Below are 18,294 nucleotides of genomic sequence, written 5' to 3' on the forward strand. Positions count from 1 at the left end.
CGCCTTGAGCGGGTTTTTTTTGGAGTAAACCGATGGCTGGCAAATCATTAGGAACACTGACAATAGATCTCATTGCTGAGGTTGGTGGATTTGTCAGAGGAATGGATAAAGCTGAAAGAGCATCTGATGCCTGGCAAAAGAAAATTTCTAAAGATGCCGCTATCGTAGGAACAGCCATTGGCGCGGCGGTGTCAGCAGTCGCTGCCGGAACGATCTCACTTATAAAGTCAACATCCGATCATGTTACTGAAACAGACCGCTGGGCTAAATCGCTTGGCGTATCAACATCAGCCCTCATGCAGTGGCAGTACGCAGCAGAGAAGGCGGGATTATCTGGCGATAACATCGCCGATATATTCAAGGATCTTAACGATAAAATTGGCGATGCAGTTTTAAATAAATCAGGCGAAGCAGCTCAGGCCTTAGACACTCTTGGTTTATCAGCAAAGAAGCTACAAAATATCGGCCCAGATAAGGCACTGCTAGCAATAGCGAAAGCAATGGACGGCATGAATGTAGCAGAAAAAACGAACATCTACGAAAGTTTAGGGAATGATTTAACTAAACTGATGCCGTTACTTAATGATGGAGCAAAAGGACTTGATGATCTTAAGACTAAAGCAACAGACTTGGGTATAGCCCCTGATGATGCAGATATTGAAAAGCTTGTGGCAGTTAATAAAGTTTTTCAGGATTGGGGGGATAGCATTGATGGATTTAAAAATAGATTCGTTGTTGCATTAAGCCAAATTGATTTATCTCCAATAAATGAATCGCTTAATAATATTGAGAGTGTTCTAACAAACCCTGCCACGTTACAAGGAATGTCAAATCTGGTTAGCGGGGCTTTGGATTTAGCTAATTTTGTCTCAAAGGTTGCGGCGGGACTAGGAAACATAGCTCAACTCACAGGTCAAAGAACAGCAGCTCTATCTGGGAAAATTAATGAGTCAGATAAAGGCCAAGTCTCGCAAAGGATTGAGTTTCTTGATGCAACGGGAAGCGGTGACTCTGACGAAGCAAATAGGTTAAAAAATAGATTAAATTTCCTAAATGCTTTACCTGGTAAGATTAAAGACGCTAATCAGGCAGCTCATGCGGCCAAGGGCCTACAGAGTATGCTAAAGGATATGGGGATTAATGATGATAACCCATATTCGCTGAAAAAAGGCGATACCAACGGTAAACCACCAAAACCACCAAAGCCTAAGGTTGACCACGCAGCACTAAAGTTAGACAACTCATTCGCCAGTACTGAACAAGCCTATCTCAAACAGATAGCGCTTATCGACACCACTGGGAAAAAATCAGCAGTAGTAACCGAGCAGCAAAAATTAGCTTTTGATTTATCAACCGGGAAGCTAGCTGGGCTTAATGACCTTCAGCAAAAGCGGCTACAGTCATTAGCGGCAGAGGTTGATCGTCTTAATGCTGTCAAAAAAGCCAACGAGGATAATGCTAAGGTTGCTGCCTATGTAGCAACGCTCAATGAAAGCAACGCCAATAATAAGCAGGGGCTTGATGCTGACTTTATTGGTGCCGGAATGGGTGATAAAACACGTGATCGCCTTAAGCAATTAGCCTCAATTCGCCAGGACTTCACCAATCAGCAATTTGAGCTAAATAAGCAATACAGTGAGGACGGAAATAAAGATGCCTACGATAAAGAGTCTGCTGCGCTTAAAAGTGCTCTTGAGCAGAGACTTCAAGATCAGCAAGACTATTACGACAACATCGATAAGTTAAGTGATAATTGGCAGGATGGCGTAACGGATGGGTTAAAGAATTTTGTTGATGAAAATTCTAACTATATGCAGATGGCTACCAACGCTACTAGCGATATTCTGAACGGACTCTCCTCAAGCATTACTGATAATTTCACAAGCATTCTTAATGGAACTGAGTCATTTAAAAAAGGAATGTCCAGTTTAATTAGTGAGCTTGGGCAAAATGTTATTCATACGCTTATTCAAATGGCAACTCAGGCGCTAATCACCAAAGCAATAATGGGGATTGGTGGTTCATTGTTTGGTGGTGGCGCTGCCGCTGGTTACTCTGGAACAGCTGTTAGTAGTATTGGCAGCTCTCTTGATTTAGGTGTAAATCTTCCCGGTTTCTCTGATGGGGGATTTACTGGATCAATGGATCCTAGTCAGGTGGCTGGTATTGTTCACGGTAAAGAGTTCGTTTTTGACGCGGCTAGCACGAGTAGGATCGGTGTTGGAACGCTTGAAGCTATGCGCAGTGGCAGAGTCTCTAATTCTTTAAATCGTGTAGCCTCAGAGTCTAGGCCATCATCAACTTTTTCTCCTAACATGACTTTTCATGTTAATGGCAATCCTTCGGATGCTCAAATAGCGATGATGAAGAAAGCTGCTTCCGATGGCGCGAGGCAAGGCTACCAGATGTCAGTTAACTCAATCGCCACTCAATCGGGAAGTTTACATAAAGCGATGATGGCTAAAACTAATGCGGGGGTTAAAAAGACATAATGGCTATCACCAGCAATGTTTATTACCCGACTAAATACCTACCTTGCCCGTTAAAAGATAGTTTTGGGCTTAAGCCAGTCTCACCTTTACGAAGAACAGACTTAACCTCTGGTCGAGCTAGGCAACGCAGGAAGTACACATCAACACCAACGGTTACCGATATCCAATGGATATTTGATGATAAGCAGTCGCAAGTATTTGAAGCTTGGTTCCGTGATGCGCTGAAAGACGGTGCGATTTGGTTCAATATGCCATTGCTCACACCTATTGGTAATAAAAACTATCTGTGCCGTTTTACCGATATCTACGAAGGTCCCACGCCCGAAGGAGGCATTTATTGGCGCTATTCAGCCAATATCGAGCTATGGGAAAGACCTTTGCCGCCTGTCGATTGGGGTAATTACCCAGAGTTACTTATCGGTTCGGATATCATCGATATCGCTATTAACAGGGAGTGGCCACAAGCATGACAGTGTTAAATCGCCTTTACGCTTCTTCTGGTCCGGAGGTTATCATCAACACACTGCAGATTAATGTTGGTGATAATGTGTTCCTGCTTTGCCAAGGGTATGACGATATTACCGCGACCACGGAAGCGGGCGAAAAGGTAACCTTTATAGCCTGCCCCATGGATATAGCACTACCTAAGCGTAACACTGATGGTACTCAAGATCTTAAGTTTGCGCTGAGTAATGTTGACGGATTAGTGTCGACGGCTATTCGTAAGGCCGTAAACACAAAAATGAGGGCTACAGTGACCTATCGGCAGTACATCTCAACTGATTTGAGCAGTCCCTCGTCAGTGCCTTATACCATGGCGATTAAGTCAGGGCAGTGGACATCACTACAAGCACAAATCACCGCAGGTTACATGAACTGGCTCGATAGTGCGTGGCCACGTAACCGATATAACCTCGTTAATCATCCCGGACTACGTCACCTGCAATAAGGATAATTCATGTTTACTCCTGATAAATACCTCTCGGCTAAATGGCTGAAGGGCGGTCGCGTATTCCCTGAAATTGACTGCTTTGGCTTAATTAATGAAATTCGCAGCGACCTATCACTTCCTAAATGGCCTGAGTTCGCGGGCATAACCAAAGACGATAATGGTCTGGATAGTGAAGCGAAAAAATTCATGACGACATTAACGCGTTGTGAGCCGGAAGTCGGGGCTGGGGTTGCGTGCTTTACAGGTAGGCTGGTAACCCACGTCGGTATTGTTGTATTAATCGATGGTGAGCTGAGTATTGCCGAGTGTAATCCGAAGCGTAATGTCACTTTTATGCCGTTGTCTCGTTTAAAAGGTCTTTACCATCGCGTGGAGTATTGGAAATGACGATTCGTATTTATCCGTCACGCTTGCCCGGTGAGCCGATTGAGACTCATCAGCATTCAAACTGTACGATAGATAAATGGCTGACTCAAAATGTCACAGGGTTTAGTGAACGTGATGAGCATCCAATCGTTATTGAGGTGAACGGGCATCCAGTTCAGAGTGATAATTGGCCTGAATTCGAAATTACGCATGATGATAATGTCTGCGTCTACCCAAAGCCCTACGGTACCGGATTAGAAATCGCGGCATGGGTTGCAGTCGGTGTGGCGATCGCCTCCGCCGCTTACTCGATTTACATGATGTCGCAGATGAATACCATGGGGGGCAGTTCAGCAAATGGTGACCAGTTAGATCTAAATCCTGCCAAGGCGAACACGGCTAAACTTGGCGACCCGATACGGGAAATATTCGGTAAATACCGAGTTTACCCTGATTATCTTGTGCAGCCGGTTAGTCGCTTTGATAGCAACGATAGGCAAATATACCGCACCCAAATGTTTCTAAGCCTTGGGGTTGGAAACCTGCAAATCAGTCAGAGCGATATCAAAATCGGTAATACGCCGATAGCGAGTTTCGGTGATGATATCTCTGTAAAGATATATCCTCCTGGTGCTGATATTAGTGGCGAGGTGAGGGCTGATAACTGGTACAACTCTACAGAGGTAGGTAATACCACATCGGGTACCTCTGGCCTTGATTTAGCCTCTACGGGGCCGAGCAGTGTCAGCATAAATTCTGACGCTGTTGTCGTGTCGGGCAACACCATCACATTGGTCGGTGAAACCTCAGATGACGATGACGACACCAATGATGACAGCAGTGTGCCAGATAGCTGGAAGGTAGGCGCAGACATTATTATTGAAGCACCTGATACTTATACGGCAGCGAGTGAGGGCGGTCATTCTGTGATTTATGGGGACTTCAACGAGTTAGCGCCATACGTTAACTTCCCTGTGACAGCGGTGTGGAATGATTACTCGTATGACCTTTATGTTGCTTCATACAATAAAGGCTCTGCGGCCGTGCCGGGTGAGGGCGGCAATGCGGCTAGCATTACTGGTAACTCAGCGCCGACCACCTATGACTTTAGCTCACAAGCAGTCTCTTTCACGCTTACTTGGGCGGAGGCTAGTTATGTCATTAGCCTCACGGCTAACTATGTAACGATGCAGGGACTGACCGACGAAATTACCGACCAATTGACCGGTTCGGGTTTAATTGCTTCAGGCGACAATACACTGCTCGCGATTAGAGAGAAAAGCAGCCCTTATAGCGGCAATAATATTGGGTACACTGTCTTGCCCGCATCACTGTTTGGTAATTCACCCGTTATCGTTAACGGTGTTGCTTCATCAGGCGGCACACCAGAAGTATTACCATCAATCACCCTAGCTTACGATCGTAACCTAAGCACACCATTTAACGGTGTGCCAACGGGAAGCATTCGCGCATCAATCGGAGCTAGGGGTAATAAATATCGCATCACTGCGATTGATGGTCTGACCATTACTGTTGAGCGGCTAGTCGAAAACAGTGATGCCATTTCCTTAGTCGTAGATGCCAATTGGCCCGGTTTCACTGAGCGCACACTACTTGATTCAAGCGTGACCGGAGACAACGACGATTATAACTGGATGGGGCCTTTTCTTTGCTGTCCAGACGGTGAGACCACGTCAACAGTCGAGATGAACTTTGTCTTTCCTAATGGCTTGGCCAGTATAAGTAAAAAAGGACACATAAAAAGCAACTCAGTTGACATTGCTATTCAGTATCGCATCACTGGTGGTAGCTGGACTGAAATTACTAAGCGGTATAGCTCAAGTACGATTAACGAGATTGGCTTTACGGAGGTTTTCACACTTCCCACTAAAGGTCAGCACGAGTTTCGTGTTCGGCGTATCAGCGAGGTGGCAGGTGGTTCCGATCGCGATTCGATTATGTGGCAAGCCATGCGAGCCAAGTTAACCGCACGTCCTAATAGCTATGCAGACATTACCACTATGGCAGTGACCGTTCGCACCGGCACCCGGCTAGCAGCGCAATCTGACCGACGGGTAAACGTAGTTGCTACACGCCTTTATGACGGTTACCCATCTAGAAGCATCAGCGGGGCGCTTAACCATTTACTCTCCACGACAGATGCGCAGATTGATACCGCTGCAATCAATGCACTGGAGGCCAATTGCTGGACTCCTCGTAAAGAGTCCTTCGATTACTCGACTAATAGTGACAGCACCTCTATGCTCGATATCTTGCAAAAGATTGCGACTGCGGGGATGGGGTACTTTCATCTTAGTGATGGGCTAGCAACGGTCGGGCGTGAAGGTGTAAAGAACTGGAGCGGCGTTATCACACCTCAGGAAACTACCGAGGAGCTGACTACCGCATTCAAGGCATCTACATCGGATGATTATGACGGCGTTGATGTGACCTATATCAGCTCATTAACATGGGCTGAGGAAACGGTGCAGTGCCGTACTTCGGATAATCCAACTCCGAATAAAGTTGAGAGCTATAAGCTTGATGGCGTAGTGACTGCGGACAGAGCTTATCGTATTGGGATGCGCCGCTTGATGAAATACATCTATCAGCGTTGCACCTATTCAACCTCCACTGAACTCGACGCGCTGTGTTATCGCTACGGTGACAGGGTGGTAATGACCGATGATATCCCCGGTAGTAATACGATTAGTTGTTTAGTGGTCGGTATGCAATATACCGATTCACTAGTGACGATTGAGACATCGGAGCGCCTTGACTGGACATTCTCTAATCCGCGAGTGTTATTTCGGTTACAAGATGGCAGTGCGGTAGGGCTACTCACACCAACTCGAGTAGATGACTTCACCTTTACGGTACCGAATAGCACTGACTTATCACCCGAATTATGGGAAATGGATTCAGGATCAATCGAACCGCCACGGGTGATGTTCTGTAGCTCAGAAAACGCAGGATACGACACGTTAATCTCTGAAATATCACCAGACGCTGATGGAACGTGCCAAGTCACCGCACTGAGCTACGACCCTAAATTCTACCAACACGATGACGATACCTATCCTGGTAACGTCAGCTAACACATTCAATCAACCCGCTTCGGCGGGTTTTTTCATAAATGAGGCCTATTGATGGCAAATTTCAATACTGGGAACCCTCCCGGGTCTACCGATCCACGTGACCTACTTGATAACTCCACCATTGCTGATCACTACGTAAGTGACGTTGATAGTGAAAATTGGCCTGACCGGTTTGGTCGTGCGCGTAAAACGTGGCATGGAATCGAGAAAGACTCTGAAAGACTGTTAGAAAAAAATCAAAGCGATTTCGACGCTGAGCTATTGTCCGAGAAAAGTCGATTTGAGATTCAAATTGCCTCTCAGAAGGATAGATTTTTAAGGTTTCTTTTGAGTTCTGGATATCAGCATTTGGCAGACTATAATCAGGGCCCTATCACCTTCACTGAAAGAAACCAAATTACAGCTTATGATGGTCAATTGTATAGAGTAAATGCTGATACAGAGCTACCTTATACAACTACTGGGGTCGATAGTGACTCATGGTCAACAGACGTTACTCATTTAGTTGCTATAGGTGAAGGAGATTTAAGGCAAGAGATAGGAAGCGTTTACGGGACTTCCTATATAGGGGAGGTAGCTTCATTTTCAGATTTAGCCGCACTACAACCTCAGTACGAAGGCCAAAAGATAAAGTTGTCTTCATGGCATGAAGGATATAACTTAGGCGGCGGAGAGTTTGTATCAGTTAAAGGAACTAAAAGCGATGACGGTGGAGTCATAGCAAAAGTAAACGACACCTGGTATTGGAAGAGGATCGGCAACCCTGAAGACTTAGATATTACTGATTTTGGAGGGCTGCCTGCCGATATTCCCTCGCTAGAATATGATTGCAGCGTTTCGTTGGAAAATTATGCGAAGTATTTGAGTAGTTTAAGTTCTCCTTCATATGGCGCGGGTATGAAAATACCTACGGGTGCATGGAATATATCTCAAGCAGACCTCAGCTCTTTGCCAACCGACTTCCCATTCAGGCTCAGAGGTGGTGGCGAGTATGAGCATGGTCGGCAGACTCCAACAATGATAAACCTTACCGGTGCTGATGATGCTTATTGCATAACGGTTAACTCACATATTGTAGATATGAGCCAAGTTGGTATTTATGGCGGCTACGATAAAGGAGTCAATACACGTAAGTTTATTACCAGTAAGACTCGCCCCATGTGGTTGCGCATATCTAAATTTTACGCGAGCTATATGGGCGGGGTATCTTTAGATTTCCTAGACACCCTAGATTCTAAGCTTGACCAATTCTACACGGAGTATACTCACGACTCTTTCCTGAGAGTTCTACCAAGCGGGACGAGCGCTGGCTCATGGCTAACATCCACAGCTATTGAACTGAGCAACTTCAATATTCAATACCATTTAAGTGGTAGTTCGGCAAAACCGGCGATACTTGCCCCACTATGTTATTACAGCGTTATCAATAATGGCTGGATTGAGCACTCAGATTACCCGGCAAATATTGCTTATGGCATGTGGAACATCACTAACCTTGCTATTGAAAGTACAACTAATCCTGTATATGCCTACATGTCGAGAATAAGAGATGTGTGGGGGGATTATAAGCTTGGCACTCCAATAGATTACACTCTCGGAGCCGCTGAGGTTGCCGCGTTAAACCTAACTATACCTTCTTGGATTAATGACACGAGGTTTGCCAATGGTGGATTAATTGAACAGCCATCCTTTGTCTTGAATAAAGGTGCAGAAGCCCACCATATGATCCTGCCAGAATCAAGAATAGGAGGGGGTAACGGTTGGTATTATCTTGGTGTTTTCTCACCACAATATGTTGCTCATGGTATGGTGATAGAAATACAAGGAGCTCTAGGATATAACTCTGATCCGACTTCAAAAACTAGTGCTGCAGGAAGCGGTAGCGGGACTGGAGTCTGTAAAATAAGAATTCAGAATAAAGGTGTGACCACAACCCCAGCAGTGGCATGGAGTAATGAAAACTCTTCAGGCGTGGCCGGAGTTAAATGGAAATTATTAAATAACTCTACCAAGCAGATCGCTATATATATACAGATTACCCAATATTCCAATAGCATGGGTATATTCGTCAGGTCTGACTCAGATGCTCCAAATTATCAAAATGGTGCGGTGTCTTATTATACCTTTAGCGGCTCCTATATTCAGGATATTAGTACAGTAGCCGACTTAATCACAGCATCGGCGATACATACCATTCATAATAATACATATGGTTATGGTATGAATATGAATACTGGCCATATGCTATTTGATACACCGGTTACCTATGCAGAAGGGGCGTCAGGGCAAACTAGGGTATTACCCATTTATAACAATGGCCAACGTTACAATATCCCTTTATCTGCAGATGGAACGAGAGTCCCTGTTTATACTAAATCCGCGCTACCATCAGCATCCGGAACAAACTATTACTCTCTAATAGTTGTTAGTAATGGTTCTTCTACAGGTAGTACATGTTTAGCTTATAGCAACGGTACAAACTGGCTTCGAGTATCTGATAATTCAGCTATAACTAACTCATAAAGAGGTGTTTCATGTCTGTAATAGTTAATCAAAAAGTATTGGTCAGTAAAGTATATGGTGACCTGGGAACTGTAACTGATGATGATGAAAAAGAGGTTGCCGTCGAATACTCTGTGCAGAGGTTAGTAGATTTTGATGGGCAGATAGCGACGGCAGAGTTTGCTATGGCTATAGATAATAAAATCACCTCTCAGTCATTTAGGCTTTCATATAATTACAGTGGGCAGGGAAATCCTCTAGACCAAGCAGAGGAATCCCTCAAATTGCTGTTTAGTGAATAGCTGGCGTCATGATTTGGCTAAGAATTCCCCAATAATACTTTTAGGGTTCAAGAGGTGGAGCTTATTGATTATAGGTAAAAGCTCTCTATCTCCATGTGTTAACTTTATTATTTCAGGGAGGATATCTGGTTTTTCGTTAATCATCATATAGAGGGCGCTGTGATGAGGAGACCAGTTATTAACTCTCTGGAAGTAAAAGGCCCCGTCCTCTGCCTTTTTATACAGGTAATTATAATCAACTTCACGCGAAGCTATCTGATGGCAAATATTTATCATCAAGTAATCAGGGTGGGTAATGTGCTGGCAGTTTTCTTTATAGTCGTCCCTTTCTCTCAATTTCTTTGAAAAAGGCTCCGAACCTATAGAGTTAATTTCGCTGAAAATATCAAGCCAGCGTTGTAGGAATCGATTGTTTTTTGGTGATGCAAGAAACCAAGATTCAACGACAGGGTAGTCATAGTCTACGGTTGAGCAGTCTCTATAAAACCCGACTAAATCTGCTGTTTGGATTTCGTGAACCCAAGCAAAGCTGCTGTAGCATAATGTCGTTGCATCAACCCATATTCCGCCAAATTTACATAAGAGCATTAGTCTTATCAAGTCAGCTCTATGCGCATGAGATAATGAATTGTGGAAATTAAAACTACCGAGGTACTGGTGCAAATTAGAGTCATTAAGGAGGTTTACGGTATGGTCAGGATTTAGCTCTCTAATCCTACAAACCGCAGAGTTGATAAGATTAGAGGAATTTTTGGAATTCCAATAAATCCAAATAACTTTAGGTATTTCCTGTTTCTCTTTATGAACTATTCTAGATAGGATTTTGGGTGATGTGGGGCAGCGAGCATAGCCGTTATGAACACCTGAAAGCTTTTGCATAATAAGCGCCATTATCAGCTTCAGACATTTGAATGCTTGGCATAAAGTTGACATAAATTTACCTTTTTAATTATATTGGCACATAATGACATTTAAGATCAATCTTATTGGTGGTTTATGGCCTTCCCATCCCCCGCAATAGATTACGTCGAACAACGACTCTCACCCGAGTCGATTATAAATGTCACTCAATCCTCGATCGTCATTCCGACCGATGAGGGATACGCCGTGGCCGAACCGGGCTATAAAGTGAAGAAGGGAGCAACTGTTCTTCTGGACCTCAATGGAAAGATGATGTTTGCCGAAGTGGGGCATGGGAGGTTTAAAACTAACGATGGCATTATCGAGGGTGACGCTCTTGATGATGCCAGAGTGTTAGGAGTGGTGACTTATAGGGTTAAAAGCCTCGATTAGCGCTGTACTTTTACCAGACTTTTACCATCTTTTTACCATTGGTAAATCGCAGGCATAAAAAAAGCAGCAGTAAGTGTCTGCTTTTCTTAGGGATTTTTGTTCGGCACGAGAGGATTTGAACCTCCGACCCCTGACACCCCATGATAGCTATTAATAAAACCAATCGTCGGCACTTTCCCAAGTGTTTTGTAGGGTGTTCTCCACAAATTTTTTTGCTTTATCTTTATCTGGGGCTCTAAGGACTGTCAAACTATCATTACTAGATGGTTTGACAATAACTTCTACATCAGGATAAACAATGCCTACTCTCTTTGTCATCTCGCGTTGTAAAGCCTCCAAAGATCCTACTGGCATCACTTTTACTTTATCTTTAGAAATTTTTATTTCAACAATCATTCTTCCATCTCCACACTAAAATTGAGTGCAATAATACTGTGTATATATACAGTGTCAATATTGAGGAGAGTTTTTTATTTTTTCGATATTTGATATTTGTCATGTAGAGATTTAGGATAAAGCTCTGTATAAACTTGCCAAAGCACGTTTAAGGACCTGTGTCCTGTTACTTGAGCTACTTCTTCAATACTAAATCCAGCTTCAAACAACCTGCTGGCTCCCTCTCTCCGTAAGTCATGATAACGAAGATCATCAATACCTAGTTTATTTCTAACTCGCTGAAAGCCTGCTGAAACAGATCTCGAGTTGTAGGGGAAAATAAGATCGCTCGTTTTAGGCTGCTTTTGAGCTATGTCCCAAGCATCGCCAAGTAGAGGGACAAGCATATGGTTCCCTGCCTTTTTCCTTGGGTCTTTCCTATCTCTTACAACAACTGCTTTCTGCTTTTCATCAATGTCATCCCATCGGATCTTACATACTTCTCCAATTCTCATGCAGCTAAGGATGGAAAAATTAAGAATATCAACGAAAGGGATTTTTGCAGAAGCATGATCACCTCTAGCCTCAAGACCAGCTAATAATCTATCTAATTCGTCACTTACCGGACGTCTACTACGCCTTTTAGATTTTCCAATCAAACCCATTTGGAGGAGAATTGGTCTTGCTTCTATAACAGGATTCTTTGTGTAGTCGATACCGTAAACTGGTTTTGCTGACCCCAGAACAGAGGATAGATAACTTACATCGTGATTGACCGTAGACGGGCCCGCACCGGTGGAACTTCTATGTCGACAGTGATCAATAACATGGTTGGCTGAAAATTCAGTAAGTTTGATTTCAGCAATATCGCAGTCCAGTAACATATCCAGTACATAGCGTTTTGTTCGTCCGGCTTTTCCGCCGAGGTTGGGATCATTGATGTAACGTTTTAACAGGTCGCCAACCATCATTTTTTTTAAATCGTTAGGGTTAGGTATCCCTGACTGTTCGAGTTCAATTACCCGTTTAGAACCCCATGTTTTTGCATGGGCTTGCTTGGTAAATGTTCTGCTTTCGTTAAAGATTCTTTTACCACTTTTCTTGATGCTAACTGAGCAGCGATATCGAACTGTGCCATCTGCTTTCGCTCTTTTGTCTATGGTATAGTACGCCATCTGAATTATGTCCCTTGTTAGACTTAAGCACAGAGGACACCAAATCAAAGGTGTCCTCTGTGGTGTCCTGATGGAGACAAAATACGACAAAAAGAGAAAAAATGCACGAAAATAAAGAATTGTACGAACCTAGCAATAGCGGCTTGATTAGCGATATAGCGCCAGTTTATCCCAGTAACCGTTTTTCCGTTGCTCCGATGTTGGATTGGACGGATCGCCATTGTCGGTATTTTTTGCGGCAGCTGACGCAACAGACCCTATTGTATACTGAAATGGTAACAACTGGCGCGATCATCCATGGTAAAGGGGACTATCTGGCTTACAGTGAAGAGGAACATCCTGTTTGTCTGCAACTCGGAGGAAGTGAGCCGTCTGATTTGGCTCATGCAGCTCGCCTTGCCGAAGCTCGTGGTTACGATGAAATCAACTTAAATGTTGGATGTCCTTCTGACCGAGTACAAAACGGTCGTTTTGGTGCCTGCTTAATGGCTGATGCCTCGCTGGTGGCGGATGGGATTAAAGCGATGAAAGACGCGGTTTCCATCCCGGTGACAGTTAAGACACGTATTGGTATTGATGAGCAAGACAGCTATGCGTTTCTTTGTGATTTTATCAGTACAGTGGCTGAACGTGGTCAGTGTGATACCTTTATCATCCATGCTCGTAAGGCTTGGTTATCGGGGCTAAGTCCGAAACAAAATCGGGAAATCCCACCCTTGGATTACCCCCGAGTGTATCAGCTGAAGAAGGACTTTCCGCAACTGACTCTCGCGATCAATGGTGGCATTAAAACTATTGAAGAAGCCAAAGAACATTTGACTCATCTCGATGGCGTGATGATTGGACGCGAAGCCTATCAAAATCCAGGAATGTTGGCCGATATTGATCGCCAATTATTCGGTCGCTCCACTCCAAGCGTGGATTGTGTCGCTGCCGTCGAGGCCATGTACCCTTATATTGAAAGAGAGTTAGCACAGGGCACTTACTTGGGGCATATCACGCGCCATATGCTAGGGTTGTTCCAAGGTATTCCAGGATCGCGTCAATGGCGACGCCATCTGAGCGAGAATGCACATAAAGCGGGCGCTGATTTAACGGTTTTAGAACAAGCCTTAGCAAAAGTCTCACAGCAATACCGGGAAAGTGTGAGTTAAGTTAAGTTTTTTTAAACTATATTCTGTCATGATTTGGGGTAACCGCTTGAGTATTCATGTGCCTTTTGACCCTACATTTTTACACTAAAATTGCCTCCCATTAGGGAGGCTTTTTTTATGGAATCAGTAGGCAAGCACCTGTGGTTGCACGGGCTTCCAGCGCGCGATGAGCATGTTCCGCGTCACACAAGGCAAATTGTTGTGCTGTAGGAACACTGACATCAATTTTCCCTTCGCTGATCAGCGTGAAAAGTGCGGAGCTGGCTTGACCAAGTTGTTCAGGGGTCGTGATATAGCCATTGAGGGAGGGGCGTGTCACAAACAAAGATCCTTTTTGGTTGAGTATGGCTAAATCAATTCCGGTGACAGGCCCTGATGCATTACCGAAACTTACTAATAGACCGCGCGGCTGCAAACTGTCTAATGAAGCTTGCCAGGTAGCTTTCCCCACCGAATCGTAGACCACTGGAACTTTCTTCCCTGTAGTCAGTTCACTCACACGTTTCGCGATATCGTCTTGCGACGTGATAATGGTGGACCAGGCTCCAGCTTCTCGTGCCCGCTGTGCTTTACTCTCTGAGCTAACGCTACCAATAAGGTTGGCGCCCAAGGCTTTTGCCCACTGACAGGCGATGAGGCCAACACCCCTGCAGCGGCATGAAATAATAGCGTCTCGCCCGGTTGCACCTTATGGGTCATATGAAATAAATAATAGACAGTTAAACCTTTCAAAAAAGAAGCGGCAGCGGTTTGATAGCTAATTGTCTCGGGCAGTATCACGGCTTTTGATTGATCGACGTGGTGATATTCGCTATAGGCACCCAAACCTGACTGGCAGTAGACGATACGGTCGCCGACCTTAAATCGCGTGACCTGACGGCCAACTGCGACCACTTGTCCAGCAGCCTCTGTTCCTAATCCAGAGGGAAACTGGCTAACGGGATAAAGCCCGCTGCGCACATAGGTATCAATATAGTTGAGGCCGATGGCGTGATGACGAACGATAACTTCAGTCTCCAACGGTTGCCCGACATCATAGGGTGTCCAACGCAGCATTTCTGGGCCGCCATGCTGGTGGAATTCGATACGATTCGCCATAGATTCTCCAAAAAGATAGGTTTTCTTTCCCCAAGACTTGGGGCGACAATTAGCGCGAAAACCGTATAATGGGCTCGCCCCTTACTGACGACTGGTATCAACACTATGGCAGGAAATAAACCCTCTAACAAACCGATCCCTCAAGATAAACAACTTGAGGGGATAAAAATGCCCCCACATTCAGTGGAAGCTGAACAATCGGTCTTAGGCGGGCTAATGCTCGATAATGAACGCTGGGACAATGTCTCAGAGCGTGTTGTCGCTGACGATTTCTACAGCCGCCCCCATCGTCTGATTTTCTCTGAAATGCACCGTCTCCTAGAACAAGGGCAACCTATCGACCTGATTACCCTCTCTGAATCCCTTGAGCTACGTGGAGAACTGGAACTATCTGGCGGATTTGCTTATCTCGCAGAGTTGGCAAAAAATACCCCCAGTGCCGCCAACATTGGGGCTTATGCTGATATTGTCCGTGAGCGGGCGGTAGTCCGTGAAATGATCTCAGTGGCTAATGAGATCGCCGATGCGGGTTTTGATCCACAGGGGCGATCAAGCGAAGATCTGCTGGATCTCGCGGAATCAAGCGTGTTTAAGATCGCTGAAAAACGGGCTAATAAGAATGAAGGCCCGCAAAATATTGAGCAAATTCTTGAAGCCACTATCAACCGTATCGAAGCCTTAGTCTCGACACCTCATGATGGTGTAACGGGGGTTGATACCGGGTATCAAGACCTGAACAAGAAAACAGCCGGTTTACAGGGTTCAGATTTAATTATTGTTGCGGCCCGTCCATCGATGGGTAAAACCACTTTTGCAATGAACCTCTGTGAAAATGCGGCAATGTTGCAGGAAAAGCCGGTACTTATCTTTAGCTTAGAGATGCCCAGTGAGCAACTGATGATGCGTATGCTGGCTTCCTTGTCCCGAGTCGACCAGACTAAGATTAGGACCGGGCAACTCGATGATGAGGATTGGGCGCGCATCTCCGCGACGATGGGCATTCTATTAGAGAAAAAGAACATTTTTATTGATGATGCATCAGGCTTAACCCCAACGGAAGTTCGTTCACGTGCACGTAGAATCTATCGTGAAAATAATGGGTTAAGTATGATCATGATCGATTACCTACAATTAATGCGTGTGCCAGCACTTACCGAGAACCGGACCTTGGAGATCGCCGAGATCTCCCGATCCTTAAAAGCACTGGCTAAAGAACTTAATGTACCAGTGGTTGCTCTGTCACAGTTGAACCGTTCTCTTGAGCAACGCGCGGATAAACGTCCGGTAAACTCAGATTTACGTGAGTCAGGATCGATCGAGCAGGATGCCGACTTGATTATGTTCATTTATCGTGACGAGGTGTATCACGAAAACAGTGATCTTAAAGGAATTGCTGAAATTATTATTGGTAAACAGCGGAATGGTCCTATCGGCTCGGTACGTCTCACTTTTAACGGACAGTGGTCACGTTTTGATAACTATGCCGGGCCAGATTACGACGAAGAATAGTGACAACGTAGATCAAAAATCTAAATTTGCGAGATTACATCTTCTTTCTTCATGCATTTGATAATAAGGTAGTGTAACGCTGATAACGGCGCTTATCGCATTTTAGCCCCATGATGGAGATATCTACTGTGTTTCAGAATGTTGACGCTTACGCTGGCGATCCAATCTTATCGCTAATGGAAAAATTTAAACAAGATCCGCGTGACGAAAAAGTTAATCTAAGTATTGGTTTGTACTATACCGAGCAAGGCATTATTCCGCAGCTCAACGCCGTTGCCGAGGCGGAGACTCGTTTACAAGCGTCAATTAATGAAGCATCGGTTTATCTTCCGATGGAAGGACTTGCCAATTATCGCCAAGCCGTGGGGCAATTACTCTTCGGTACGCAGGTTGATGCCGCAAAAATTGCCACAATTCAAACCTTAGGGGGATCAGGGGCATTAAAAGTCGGTGCTGATTTCCTTAAACGCTATTTCCCAGAGTCTGAGGTTTGGGTAAGTGATCCAACTTGGGAAAACCATATTGCCATATTTAACGGTGCCGGCTTTTCGGTGAATACCTATCCTTGGTACGATACGACCAGTAAAGGCGTTAACGTTAATGGGTTTATTGAGAAACTAAAAAGCCTTCCAGAACATAGCATCGTCTTGCTACACCCTTGCTGTCATAACCCGACTGGCGCAGACCTCACTAATGCTCAATGGGATGAGACTATTGCTCTTCTCAAAGCCCGCAAGCTAATTCCTTTTATGGATATTGCCTACCAAGGCTTTGGTGCGGGCCTTGAGGCCGATTGTTACGCGATTCGTCAAGCCGCACAGCAAGGTCTGCCGGTCATTGTCAGCAACTCATTCTCGAAAATTTTCTCGCTTTACGGAGAACGTGTAGGGGGCCTATCCGTTGCTTGTGAAAGTAGCGAAGAAGCGGATCGAGTATTAGGACAATTAAAAGCGGCTGTGCGTCGTAATTACTCGAGCCCACCGGCTTTTGGCGCTAAAGTTGTCGCCACTATTCTGACTGATGCGCAATTATTCGCGAATTGGAAAGCGGAACTTGAAGCGATGCGCCTGCGTATTTTAGCAATGCGTGAAGCACTGGTAACCGCGTTACAACAAAAAATTCCGGGTAAGGATTTCAGTTTCTTAACAAGCCAACGGGGTATGTTTAGCTACACCGGCTTAAGCCCAGAGCAAGTCGTTCACTTACGTGAAGAGTTTGGTGTTTATCTGATCGGCAGTGGAAGAATGTGCATGGCTGGCCTGAATCAACAAAATATTGAAAAAGTTGCTACGGCTATGGCCGAGGTGATGTAAGAAAGAGGGCGCCTTAAGTTTACGAAGTTACCCCGATAGTTGGATAACCCATTATTGGGGGGCTTTTTGTGACAAAATACAGCCGTGATGTAAAGATTAAACAATAATCGTTAAGGTTGTTATAGCGACTAGTGCCATCAAAACTCGCCGATACTAAGTAGCTATTTTATTGATCGAGTAGTCCCTGAACCGTGGCCAGATATGCTAAACCGATAAACTAAGTCACGTTTAGCCATTTTATTAACTCATTACTTTGTACTGTAGGTAATTTATAATCGACTTAAGATAAAGTCCATTAAACCTAAGATGTTTAGCCGCATACTTATAATTATTTTTGGTTCTAGGGGAGATTAGCGGCTCGTCACGCCAAGGCGACGATAATTTAGCAACTTTGAAAGGTGAGCATTCCTCATAAAAAATAGACCACGTGTGCCATGGTTTGGTTAATCCGACGAAATGGAATAATGCCGCTTTTTTATGGGGTAAATTTCTATTGCATTTATATTTATAATTAAGATCGATAATATAGTTATAAATATTATTAATGAATAAAACCGTTCCACAAGTCGCAGCATTTATAGCATCTTGGGTAATGACTCCAATTTATTGATTTAGTGTATGATGGTGTTTTTGAGGTGCTTCTGTGGCTTCCATCTCCGTGTGCT

The 18,294-nt window shown here is 44.6% G+C and carries 15 protein-coding genes and 1 pseudogene; 11 read left to right on the plus strand and 5 right to left on the minus strand.

Features of this window, described 5'->3' with window-relative positions; all coding sequences use genetic code 11:
• The first annotated feature begins 32 nt into the window (after positions 1-32).
• From HH682_RS12185 to HH682_RS12215, 7 genes are read left to right on the plus strand one after another with little or no spacing between them, the layout of a single operon-like run.
• Positions 33-2,492, plus strand: a complete 2,460-nt coding sequence (locus HH682_RS12185) for a phage tail tape measure protein (protein ID WP_214237814.1) — start codon at positions 33-35, stop codon at positions 2,490-2,492.
• The gene (locus HH682_RS12190) at positions 2,492-2,962 is read left to right on the plus strand and encodes a hypothetical protein (RefSeq protein WP_214237815.1); all 471 of its coding nucleotides are present in this window, start codon (positions 2,492-2,494) and stop codon (positions 2,960-2,962) included. The genes HH682_RS12185 and HH682_RS12190 overlap by 1 nt, the downstream gene beginning before the upstream one ends.
• Positions 2,959-3,441 (plus strand): DUF1833 family protein, encoded by a 483-nt coding sequence (locus tag HH682_RS12195; RefSeq protein ID WP_214237816.1) that lies wholly within the window; start codon positions 2,959-2,961, stop codon positions 3,439-3,441. The genes HH682_RS12190 and HH682_RS12195 overlap by 4 nt, the downstream gene beginning before the upstream one ends.
• Before the next feature lie 9 nt (positions 3,442-3,450).
• Positions 3,451-3,831 (plus strand): nitrite transporter, encoded by a 381-nt coding sequence (locus HH682_RS12200; RefSeq protein ID WP_214237817.1) that lies wholly within the window; start codon positions 3,451-3,453, stop codon positions 3,829-3,831.
• Entirely contained in the window at positions 3,828-6,908 is a 3,081-nt protein-coding gene (locus HH682_RS12205) for a host specificity factor TipJ family phage tail protein (RefSeq protein ID WP_214237818.1), read from the plus strand. The genes HH682_RS12200 and HH682_RS12205 overlap by 4 nt, the downstream gene beginning before the upstream one ends.
• A 51-nt stretch (positions 6,909-6,959) precedes the next feature.
• A complete protein-coding gene (locus tag HH682_RS12210) occupies positions 6,960-9,431 on the plus strand; it encodes a hypothetical protein (protein WP_214237819.1) in 2,472 nt (823 codons plus the stop codon).
• 11 nt (positions 9,432-9,442) lie between these two features.
• On the plus strand, positions 9,443-9,712 hold the full coding sequence (locus HH682_RS12215) for a hypothetical protein (protein WP_214237820.1): 270 nt from the start codon (positions 9,443-9,445) through the stop codon (positions 9,710-9,712).
• A 6-nt stretch (positions 9,713-9,718) separates the two neighbouring features.
• Here HH682_RS12215 and HH682_RS12220 read toward each other — a convergent pair whose 3' ends face one another.
• Complete coding sequence (locus HH682_RS12220) at positions 9,719-10,591, minus strand: glycosyltransferase family 32 protein (RefSeq protein ID WP_214237821.1); 873 nt, start codon at positions 10,589-10,591, stop codon at positions 9,719-9,721.
• Positions 10,592-10,708: 117 nt separating this feature from the next.
• On the opposite strand from HH682_RS12220, the gene HH682_RS12225 reads away from it, so the two are divergent.
• Entirely contained in the window at positions 10,709-11,005 is a 297-nt protein-coding gene (locus tag HH682_RS12225) for a hypothetical protein (RefSeq protein ID WP_214237822.1), read from the plus strand.
• 150 nt (positions 11,006-11,155) lie between these two features.
• Here the strand turns inward: HH682_RS12225 and HH682_RS12230 are convergent, their stop codons facing one another.
• Positions 11,156-11,401, minus strand: a complete 246-nt coding sequence (locus HH682_RS12230) for a DinI-like family protein (protein ID WP_214237823.1) — start codon at positions 11,399-11,401, stop codon at positions 11,156-11,158.
• 74 nt (positions 11,402-11,475) lie between these two features.
• Positions 11,476-12,555, minus strand: coding sequence for a tyrosine-type recombinase/integrase (locus HH682_RS12235; protein ID WP_214237824.1), 1,080 nt, complete (start codon positions 12,553-12,555; stop codon positions 11,476-11,478).
• A gap of 101 nt (positions 12,556-12,656) precedes the next feature.
• Here HH682_RS12235 and dusA point away from each other — a divergent pair, with 101 nt between their 5' ends.
• A complete protein-coding gene (dusA, locus tag HH682_RS12240) occupies positions 12,657-13,709 on the plus strand; it encodes a tRNA dihydrouridine(20/20a) synthase DusA (protein WP_214237825.1) in 1,053 nt (350 codons plus the stop codon).
• A 115-nt stretch (positions 13,710-13,824) separates the two neighbouring features.
• Here the strand turns inward: dusA and HH682_RS12245 are convergent.
• Positions 13,825-14,807: pseudogene (locus HH682_RS12245) on the minus strand (NADPH:quinone reductase).
• Between the two features lie 105 nt (positions 14,808-14,912).
• Between HH682_RS12245 and dnaB the strand changes: the two are divergent.
• Positions 14,913-16,316, plus strand: coding sequence for a replicative DNA helicase (dnaB, locus tag HH682_RS12250; RefSeq protein ID WP_214237826.1), 1,404 nt, complete (start codon positions 14,913-14,915; stop codon positions 16,314-16,316).
• 128 nt (positions 16,317-16,444) lie between these two features.
• A complete protein-coding gene (locus tag HH682_RS12255) occupies positions 16,445-17,629 on the plus strand; it encodes an amino acid aminotransferase (protein ID WP_214237827.1) in 1,185 nt (394 codons plus the stop codon).
• A 240-nt stretch (positions 17,630-17,869) separates the two neighbouring features.
• On the opposite strand, the gene HH682_RS16130 is transcribed toward HH682_RS12255, so the two are convergent.
• Complete coding sequence (locus HH682_RS16130) at positions 17,870-18,232, minus strand: glycosyltransferase family 8 C-terminal domain-containing protein (RefSeq protein WP_420826214.1); 363 nt, start codon at positions 18,230-18,232, stop codon at positions 17,870-17,872.
• Between the last annotated feature and the right edge of the window lie 62 nt (positions 18,233-18,294).

Origin of the sequence: Rosenbergiella gaditana (assembly GCF_018494065.1) — a bacterium.
In the GTDB taxonomy this organism is placed as follows: Bacteria; Pseudomonadota; Gammaproteobacteria; order Enterobacterales; family Enterobacteriaceae; genus Rosenbergiella; species Rosenbergiella gaditana.